We start from the raw sequence: 9,056 nt of genomic DNA on the forward strand, positions 1-9,056 counted from the left end.
CTATCTCTTATCTGGAGATACAGCTACTGTCCGGTGTTTCAGGGGGCTACATCACAATAAAATCTTGCATTAGCTTTGAATAAAGTTGAGGGTTATTTTTACGCTTTTGATTATCTAACTTACGTTTTTGGTTGTATATTTCCATTTGTTCAGGAGTTAAAGCACCTCCCGTACTACGCATAGTACCAGATGTAGCTAACGGCTTCTTACCGTTCATATTCCTTTTTACTTGCTCTTTGCTAACTCTAACTTTATCTGTAGGAGCTTCTATACCGAAATCGTGATAGCTATCATTTTGAGTGCTGATCAGAACCTTTCTAACATCATCGGGAATAGGCTTACCTTCACGGCTTGCTCTTCCCCATGCTTTAATAGCTTCTAAGCGTGTCATTTTCATGCGAGTACCTGAAAAATCTGTAGATATGGGCAAGTATATAAACCATTCTTTTCATTCGTCTATCCATGCGAAAGCAAGCACTGCAAGAACTGACGGAATGAAGGCAGGCATTACCGTCATACATTAATCCACATAGAAACGGCGTAGGCGTTGTGTAAGTATCCCTGCAAAACAAACCATCATTTTAGAGGGCCTCTGACACTCCAACTTCCGCTCCTGGCACTAAACGGGTTAAAGCAGACTGATTTGATGAGATAAGGGTATAGATGAATTCTCCATACCCTTAAACGATTACTTCCCAGTTGATTTGCTTGGTTTCAGTCCTGGGGTATTGCCGGGTGTATCCTTATTATCACGTCTGCGTTGATCGGGTTTTCCTGTTGATTTTGCGATTGGTTTTGGACCAGGTTTAAGCCCCATAATCATACTCCTTAGCCATGTCAGAGGTTATTCCTCAGTGTGGATATAAGGGGAGCGGTAAGAATTATCAAGCTTGGATGGGCGGTGAAAAGTGACTGCTTGACTATTATGTGAGCAATGTCAGATTTTAACACATAGCGGCCAGCCCATTACTGAAGTTAGCCAAAAATGAGTCGCGATGAGCCCTCAATAATGAGGGCCACCTCGGAGATTGTTAGGCTGATTTCGCCAATTGCCGATGCAGGACCTGAAGGCTAGTTCCCGCCCCTGCCCATGCAGCAGCCGAGCCGACCACATACAGGTTTTGCTTGGCGCGTGAGACGGCTACATTGATTATGTTTGGTGGGCTTGCCGCCCACTGACGTGCCCTTTGCTGACTCGCTTTCGGCGCACCCAGCAACAGGATTACTGTGTCCGCCTCTCGGCCCTGGAACGTGTGGATTGTGCCTACACGATCACGGCACCATTCATCCAGCTTTACGCCGAACGTTCGCAGCAGATCAGTTTCACTGTCGAGACGCCGACGCATGTTCTGCTCTACGATCTTGAATGGTGTGATGATAAATACGTCCGGATTTGTAATGCCCGATGCTGCCAGCTCTTTGAGCATTCGCACAACCGCTTCGCCCTCGTCGGGACACCACTTCGTCTCAGCATCGCCATTGATATCCACCCAGTGAGATCTCCCCAAAGCCGAGCCGATAGATCCGGGTTTTTTAGGCCCGACAGCATGGACCATCTGCCCGGCATAGGCGATGGAGTTAGAAACATCAAACATTGGGTTCTGGCAACGCCTGTGAACGAGCAATGGCATCCCGACTTCTCGATCACCTCCGTCCACGACGAAGGTGGATTTGAAGCGCGATGCCTGATCAGCAAGGGTCTGCGTAGATGCTGCGGGGGCAGACCATTCGACTTGGTCAATGTCAAAGAACTTGCAGATTTCGGCGTTCAGCTTTTCAGGAAGTGAAACTACAGGTGGGATTTGCAACGGGTCACCTACCACGATGGAGCGCTTTGCCCGCATGATAGCTCCAACTGCTGCCTGAGGAACGGCTTGGCCCGCTTCATCTACCAGAAGCCAACCAATGCTCTCTGGTGGCAGATCCCCGAACATCGTCCGAACAGAGGCGAATGTCGTGGACACGGTCGGCACAACCACGAAAAGGCTTGACCAAAGGTCGGGGAGAAGTTCACGGTGAGCGGAAGACTGGAAGGCACCAGCTACCATGCCTGACATCAATAACCCAAGGTTGTGTTGTAAGCGGCTGGCCGAAGCATCGATGAACGTTTTATGCACAGTCAGGGCAGCGGCGAAAAGATCCTCCCGCAGGCGATGAACCTCATCGGGAAGCCAGGGTGCAGTGAGGTGGATAGCCTCGTGCTCGCGCTCGAAGAACCTCTCATCAACGACCCTGTCTCCCATACGGTTTCGTGCCTGTGCCTCGGTTGCCTTCAATTTCGAGACAGCCTGACATTTGCTGGAAATTTCCTGGTCGAGTTGCTGTAACTGGGACTCAGTATTGCTCCACTCAGCCCTTGCAAGCTCTAGGGCACCGTCCGTCCCCTGCGCCCGTATGACTGATTGCTGCAAGGTCGCCGAGAGCTTCTGCAGTGTCGATCTCCACGACTTCCAGGCCGCAGTCGCAAACAAACGGGAGAAGAAACCTGGACGGCAAGCAAGATGGCTGTCGAGCATGATCTTGTCCTGCTCGATCTGCGATTTTGCCTTCTCATGCTCTCGTTGGCAGGATTCAGCAGTCTTGTGTGCCTCTTCGACGGCTTCATTCAGACTCGGTCGACGCTGTTCAGCTCTTTGAAGTTCGGTGATCGCTCCCTTGAGCGCCTGGATATCCCGTCGCATCTCTTCGATGCTGGCGATTTCGGCGTCTACCGTCTCCTTAAGTTTAAGAAAGGCGGTTCGCGCTTTCTGCCAGGCCGCAGCAGCATCCGCTTCGTTGGTGCTGGGCCGCTCATTGACAACCACGCTGGGCATCACGCGATCGATGGTTTCGCCAGTTCGCTCGTCCTTGATCTCACGCATGACATTTATGCCGCGAGCTGCTTTCAGGTAGGTAAGGAAACCACCGTCTTCATTCCACCAGAAACCTTGCTGAAACGCGCCTCGGTTGCTGCTCTTGCCGAGAGCTGCGGCGATCAACCCCCAGGTTTCGACAGTGTCGGAGGGGATGTCCCCCTCGGCCTCGGCTTCGAAATAGCCGGCGCGTTTGGGATTCGCAATCAGGTCGCTGATGGACCGGAAGTAGGCGATCTGTTCATGGCGACCATTGGCTTCCTTGAGAGGAAGCTCTTTACTGACGTTTTCGACTGCTTTGTTATTGGAGGAGGCTACGACGATCTCATGGCCCTTCAAGGATGCATGTAACTTGTAGAAGTGCAGGAATGCATTGGAACCGAATGCCAGCTTCTCGCCTGTTGTGGAAAAGGCATCCTGCGGTTTGTTGAAGCCGGACATCGCCGTGGCCCGATCGAGAATGCATCCAACGACGATATCCCGGAGAAGAGTGGTCTTTCCGGTTCCCGGAGGCCCATTGACGCCGATGATACCTGGAGCATCATTCAGCTCAGCACGCGCCGCATTCACGGCAGCCTGTTGAAGCAGCACCAGTGGATGGCCGCCTTTCGAAGGCCAACGAGCCTGCGGCATGAGCGACGGTGCGACGAACGGCTCAACTGCGGAAATGGGCGATAGCACGTCGATTTTCTGGTCAGGTCTTCCAATTCCCATGTAGCGGCGCAAACCGGTTCCGGCTTTGCCCGTCTCGAGCAATTTGGTTGCTTCACCGAGATCTTCAAGATAGAAGGAATTCAGTAACGAAGGTTCAGGCGGCGCCTTAGCCTTGAAATGATGAAACACCTTAATCGCGAATGTGGGTGGCTCAACCAAATGCTCGGGTACACTGAACTGCGATACAAGCCATTTATAAGCGTTATGAACAACATTCAGATCGATCGGTATGGGTTCTCCATCTTTGTTGTGGTGGCGAACCATTCGATCCAGATGCTCGATAATGCGCGGCTCAACATTCGGCCAATTCCCTAAACTCCCAAGCTTCAGATCGAGAGCCGGCTTGAGTGCCCAGGCAAAACTGGACACGGCAACGCCTTTGTCCTCAAGCACAAAGCCTTCTTTGTCGATCAGGATCGAGCCGATGGCCGCTTTCTTACCGTCCGGGCGTGAACGCTCCTCATCCTCGCCAAAAACCTTGACCAGCTCGTCCGTCGCCTTGTCGAGAGCGATGGAGCCGAGGACGACCTCGAAATAAAGCTTATAACTGGGCTTGCTGCGGGCATTTGGTCCCCATGGAACACCTCGCTCCAATAGAGCAACCCTAGAGCGGTCGCCGGTTGCCATATCCTCTGGGCGTTTATAAGCTTGAGGCGACAGCGCTTCGAGGGCTGTCCATGCTGCCAGTATTGCTCGCGCATCATTCGCCTTACCTGATGGAGAAAAAGACGGGATCGGACCAAGGTCGATTTGGTCTTTGTCGAATTGCTCTCGTATGGCAGAGTCTGGGATGGCCTTCAGTTGAAGTTGCTCTTCCGCAGCAGGCGAATTGTGGGGCACAACTCGAGAAGATTGAATGGACACCGAATCGGGATGGTGTGTTGATGGGCTGGAAGCCGACATGGCGACCACGCTGTGGCCGCTAAGTGCAAATAGAGATTGCTCGATTTTAGCCGTCAGCGTCCGCGCCCTGGCAGTGTTGCGAAAGGTCAGCTCGCTCAACAACTGTTCAAGTTCGCTAACATTGTTGCTGGACTGCTCGAAGATTGCTTCCAGATCGAAGATTGATTTTTGCGCATACTGCCGTGTCTTCATTTATTTCTGCGGCTCCATATCCCTTCAATTAAGAGATATTATGCTAATTAGTTTGATTTCTAAAACTATTAGCTTTCGCTTGAAATATAAATTCTCATCTGGCCCACTACTAAAGTGGGAACTGTCATTAATTATCCGTCATCCCGTTAAACGCTCTCCCCTCATACCGCCCTCAACCATACTTCCACGATCAGCAGCCATCACAAAATCAGCCCACCACTGCATCATGGGCCGCCGCTGCTCAAGATAATCACTGCGGTTATAGGCACGACGGACCTCATTCTTATCTACATGCGCAAGGGCCGCCTCAATAACATCAGGTGGGAAGCCTTGTTCATTTAGGGCTGTACTGGCGATAGATCTCAGACCGTGTGAAACGAGCACCCCACCAAAACCTGCGCGTTTCAGCGATGCGTTAACTGTCTGGCTGTTCATCGGCTGGTTTGGCTTGATGCGGCTGGGAAAGATAAATTCTCGATTTCCACTTAACGGCTTCATCATCTCCAATATCGCAATCGCTTCATCTGACAATGGAACAGTATGGTCACGGTTCATTTTCATGCGTGCTGCAGGAATCTTCCACTCTCGCGCTTCTATGTCTACCTCTTCCCAGCGAGCTTCAGCCGCTTCAGCAGGGCGGGTAATAGTAAGAAGTTGCCACATGAACAGGCAGCGTGTGGAAAGGATAATGTTGGCTGTTCGCATTGTCTGCATCAGTTGAGGTAGCTGATCCGGTCGAATGCTGGGCATGTTCTTTTTCTGAGGCTTCTCGAAGGCTTTACCGATATTAACGCTGGGAACAGCATCAATCAGGCCTGTATTCTGAGCATATATCATGACTTCATTGATACGTTGGCAAAGGCGACGGACGGTTTCCAGCGCGCCTCTTGCCTGAACCGGTTGCACGGCCTGAACCAGTGTATGAGCTTTAATATCTGTAACGCTAACGTCGCCAATCGCAGGAAAGACATCTCTTTCAAGAGAGCGCCAGATATCTTCCGCATAGTCCTCTGTCACACTGGCCTTCTTCACATTCCACCAACGTTCAGCCACGAGCTGGAAAGTATTGGTTTTGGCTTCCAGCGAACTGCGAAGTTGTTCCTGCTGATGTTGCTGTGGATCGATTTGTTTCGCCAGGAGTGAGCGAGACTTTGCTCTGTAGTTTCTGGCATCGGCAAGGGTAACTGACGGGTAGGGGCCAATGCTCTTCTTCGCTCGTTTCTTAGTGACAGGGCGAATGTAGCGAAACTGCCAGATTTTACTCCCGCTGGATTTGATGAGTAGCTCAAGGCCATCGCCATCATAGAGAACGTAGTCCGCTTCTCTGGGTTTAGCAGATTCGATTTCCTTAACGGATAGAGGTTTGGTTTGTCTTGCCATTGCCGGGTTTCCATAGTTTTAGGCACCTCAAAAACAATATAGCTTTATGAGGTGCCTAACAAGGTGCCTAAAAGGTTCGGATTTAATTAGTTCTCTTCGGACTTCGCGGGACAAATTGAGGGCACAAAAAAGCCCGCAGGGCTTGCGCCGTGCGGGCTCTTAGGACTTCATCGGATGACTCTGGTAATCACCGATGGAGAATTTTGGTGGCTGGCGGTCCCTGTAATTAGCCATTCATTCCATTGATTTTTAATGTTATTTATACTTTGAATTTTATGTGTGGTTCTAAAAAGGAACCATAAATCGTAATGGTATGGGTTATCACGATTAGCGGATTGGAGAATTGTATCAAAAGGAAACAAATTCTTCAGTTCAACTCCCTGCTAGTAGCTGAACTGCGCAAGCAGGATCTGCTTTTCACCGATTAGTGAATGCGGTAGTTTTTCAGCGAAACTGAATTCTATCCGTAGGGCAGTACCAGCATAGGTGGAGAATGGATTTTGAACAACTGGTCACCAGAGCACACAAAAGACATCAAGAGTTGGTTTAAGATTGATACATATCGCAAATTTGAAGACCTCTCATTGCTCCAGTTTTACCATGAGATATGGGCTCGTAACTTGTTCTTTAAGGAGTATCGGGAAGAGTTTGAGAGCAGAACTCTTATGGGTTACTTCTCAAAAATTTTCAGTGGCAATCCTTTTTTAATTGAAGAAGGGCAACTGGGATACATGACTCCTGCCAATAAACTTTTTCAGCCTCCCCATTTTTTTCTAACAACTCTTGATCGCCTTGCTGAAACGAGCATCATTGCTATGCAACGCGGAGGTTTTGTTTGGGATGGTGATGACAATTATTCAATAAACAGAGATCTTCGGGAAGAATCACTTTCAGATATTATGCCAGATCAGTTTTCACGAACAGTCATGTTCGAGATTGATTTGGCAAGTGGCACAGACGAAGAGATTGCAGAGTCGCTTAAAGCTGCATTACCGCAGTGGCGTAAAATCAAAGGTATCGAACCAGATCCTTTAGAATCAGTTCGCTTTGGGTATGGAACTATCAAGAAACTCATCAGTTATCGTGTGATACCTATGCTGGATATCCTGGTGTGGGCAGCCGTTAAAAAAATCCGTGTCTCTGACGACAGGTTATCCAGACTGCTATATACAGACGATGACGAAGAAAGCGAAATGAGGCAGTCTAGCCAAATCAAAGATACCGACAGGCCTTTGGCTCTTAAATCCTGCACAACTGACTTTATCCGACAATTCCATTACTTCATGAACAAAAATAGCCATTTGAAGCAAATGAAAGTCTCTGATGTAATGAAACTATCTGATTAGAATTACATTTATAACTATTTGTTTTAATTGTTAAAATTAACTAAAGGCATCATTGTGAATGGTGCTTTTTTTTGCGATTTTTACTTTAAACCGGGCATTTTGACACTTGCTATAAAACGGGGGAATTTCAGCTACTCTCAAGTTCCCCTTTTCTGTACGGCACCAACTTCGAGAAAACCATCCTGCATAGCTACGAAGAACCTCCGCTTCAGGAGCTTCGCTCTTTTCTTTTCCCAACTGTTCGTATAGTGACTTCACCGCAACGACAAGGGATAACGAAATGAAAAATCAAGCAACCCGCCTAATACGATTACCAGAAGTTCTCGAACGAACTGGCTACGGAAAAGCCTGGATATATCGTCTGATCAACGATGGTAAGTTTCCTGCTCCTGTCAAAATTGGAAGTCGTGCAGTAGCTTTCGTTGAAAGTGAGATTGATACCTGGATTCAGTCTGTTATCGAAACAAGTCGAAATAATGTTGCTTAATTGAACTTAGGAGTGATTTTATGAATATCGAAGAATTTGTAAGCGAAGAAAACCATATGTGCAATTTATGCGGAGATCTTTTTTACAAGATCTTTGACCAAGAAGTGATTTATGACTTACCTAATAACGAGTTTAATAAAGAAATCATTTACTGGCTCAGTCAGTACCTTGTAGGAAATCTGAGAGAACCTTTAGACTCGATCTCTGAGCTTAATGCTTGCAAACAGATATATGTTTACGAGACCTGGTTATCTCTAATTAAATGTCCTGATGAATTGAAACTCCTAGCGAAGCGGATAATTTTATATCTAATGGATTAAGAGCTTTTTATGAAAATGTAAAGTTTGGCTGCATAATTTATCTTAAAACTTTACAGAATAACTTACATTATTTTGGTTGCCGTTTATTAGCAAGGCAGTGAGATAGTTTTCGAAGTATTAGGTGTACATAATAATAACTAGATCTACCAGATGATAATTTGACAAGAATAATCGTCTATCTCACTGTTTTAATTTAAATAAATATCTTAATCGGTCCAAATAAATTTGTAAATCTACGAAATGCTTATTATTAATATATTGGAATTATACTTTTTGTAAAGTTTAGGAGGAAAATATGTGCAGTATTTGTGTGGATTCTTTTATGTTCGAAAATGGTGAGAGATATTGTCATGTTGTAAATAAAGATACTGGTGAGCCATTGTATTATCCAAACTTGTATATAACAACACAAGTCAGGAATCGGTCAGAGTCTATATCAACAATGAAGGTTATCGCTGGGAGCATTTCATTGTTATATCGATTCTTTATGAGAAAAAATATCAATATTGATGAAAGAATCCAGAATAAGCTGTTTCTCGCTCCTCATGAAATTGAGGATTTGATTGAATTCACTTCATTAAATTTCCGAGATGGAGGGGATGGTAATTTTATGGTTTCAAATGTCAAAAAACCAACTAAGTATTTTCGCATTACAACAGTCGCTAACTATCTTGAATGGTTGTGCAAAATACTTCTTTCACATGCAGGTCAGAAAAATACTCTCAAGGAAGTAATGGCTTTCATTAATAACATAAAAAGAAAGAAACCAAGGAATAATGATAAATATAATATGGAAATCGAAAAAAGCTTAGGGAAGGTGCGAATAAGCAGGTCATTTCTTCCCAAGCTGACTCGCTGATTA

General features: G+C 46.7%; 6 protein-coding genes and 1 pseudogene. 4 read left to right on the forward strand and 3 right to left on the reverse strand.

The window, feature by feature from the left end:
* Nucleotides 1–46: 46 nt before the first annotated feature.
* The 3 genes from HX884_RS23910 to HX884_RS23920 form a co-directional block, all read right to left on the reverse strand.
* On the reverse strand, nucleotides 47–397 hold the full coding sequence (locus HX884_RS23910) for a hypothetical protein (RefSeq protein WP_249166256.1): 351 nt from the start codon (nucleotides 395–397) through the stop codon (nucleotides 47–49).
* Nucleotides 398–1,031: 634 nt separating this feature from the next.
* Entirely contained in the window at nucleotides 1,032–4,661 is a 3,630-nt protein-coding gene (locus HX884_RS23915; RefSeq protein WP_178328902.1) for an ATP-binding protein, read from the reverse strand.
* Between the two features lie 138 nt (nucleotides 4,662–4,799).
* Nucleotides 4,800–6,041, reverse strand: coding sequence for an integrase (locus HX884_RS23920; protein WP_058682795.1), 1,242 nt, complete (start codon nucleotides 6,039–6,041; stop codon nucleotides 4,800–4,802).
* A 500-nt stretch (nucleotides 6,042–6,541) separates the two neighbouring features.
* Here HX884_RS23920 and HX884_RS23925 point away from each other — a divergent pair, with 500 nt between their 5' ends.
* From HX884_RS23925 to HX884_RS23935, 4 genes and pseudogenes are all read left to right on the forward strand, one after another.
* Nucleotides 6,542–7,387, forward strand: a complete 846-nt coding sequence (locus HX884_RS23925; RefSeq protein ID WP_001067212.1) for a DUF6387 family protein — start codon at nucleotides 6,542–6,544, stop codon at nucleotides 7,385–7,387.
* Between the two features lie 280 nt (nucleotides 7,388–7,667).
* Entirely contained in the window at nucleotides 7,668–7,874 is a 207-nt protein-coding gene (locus HX884_RS23930; protein WP_000795663.1) for an AlpA family transcriptional regulator, read from the forward strand.
* 20 nt (nucleotides 7,875–7,894) lie between these two features.
* Nucleotides 7,895–8,194 (forward strand): hypothetical protein, encoded by a 300-nt coding sequence (locus HX884_RS27380; RefSeq protein ID WP_001019190.1) that lies wholly within the window; start codon nucleotides 7,895–7,897, stop codon nucleotides 8,192–8,194.
* A gap of 295 nt (nucleotides 8,195–8,489) precedes the next feature.
* Nucleotides 8,490–9,032 (forward strand): annotated as a pseudogene (locus tag HX884_RS23935) (site-specific integrase); the annotation flags it as partial.
* Between the last annotated feature and the right edge of the window lie 24 nt (nucleotides 9,033–9,056).

The sequence above is a fragment of the Enterobacter sp. SECR19-1250 genome, assembly GCF_013391025.1.
Classification (GTDB): domain Bacteria; phylum Pseudomonadota; class Gammaproteobacteria; order Enterobacterales; family Enterobacteriaceae; genus Enterobacter; species Enterobacter cloacae.

Coding starts and splice junctions, on each gene's coding strand:
- HX884_RS23910 (WP_249166256.1), bottom strand. CDS start 397: ATGAAAATGACACGCTTAGAAGCTATTAAAGCATGGGGAAGAGCAAGC.
- HX884_RS23915 (WP_178328902.1), bottom strand. CDS start 4,661: ATGAAGACACGGCAGTATGCGCAAAAATCAATCTTCGATCTGGAAGCA.
- HX884_RS23920 (WP_058682795.1), bottom strand. CDS start 6,041: ATGGCAAGACAAACCAAACCTCTATCCGTTAAGGAAATCGAATCTGCT.
- HX884_RS23930 (WP_000795663.1), top strand. CDS start 7,668: ATGAAAAATCAAGCAACCCGCCTAATACGATTACCAGAAGTTCTCGAA.
- HX884_RS27380 (WP_001019190.1), top strand. CDS start 7,895: ATGAATATCGAAGAATTTGTAAGCGAAGAAAACCATATGTGCAATTTA.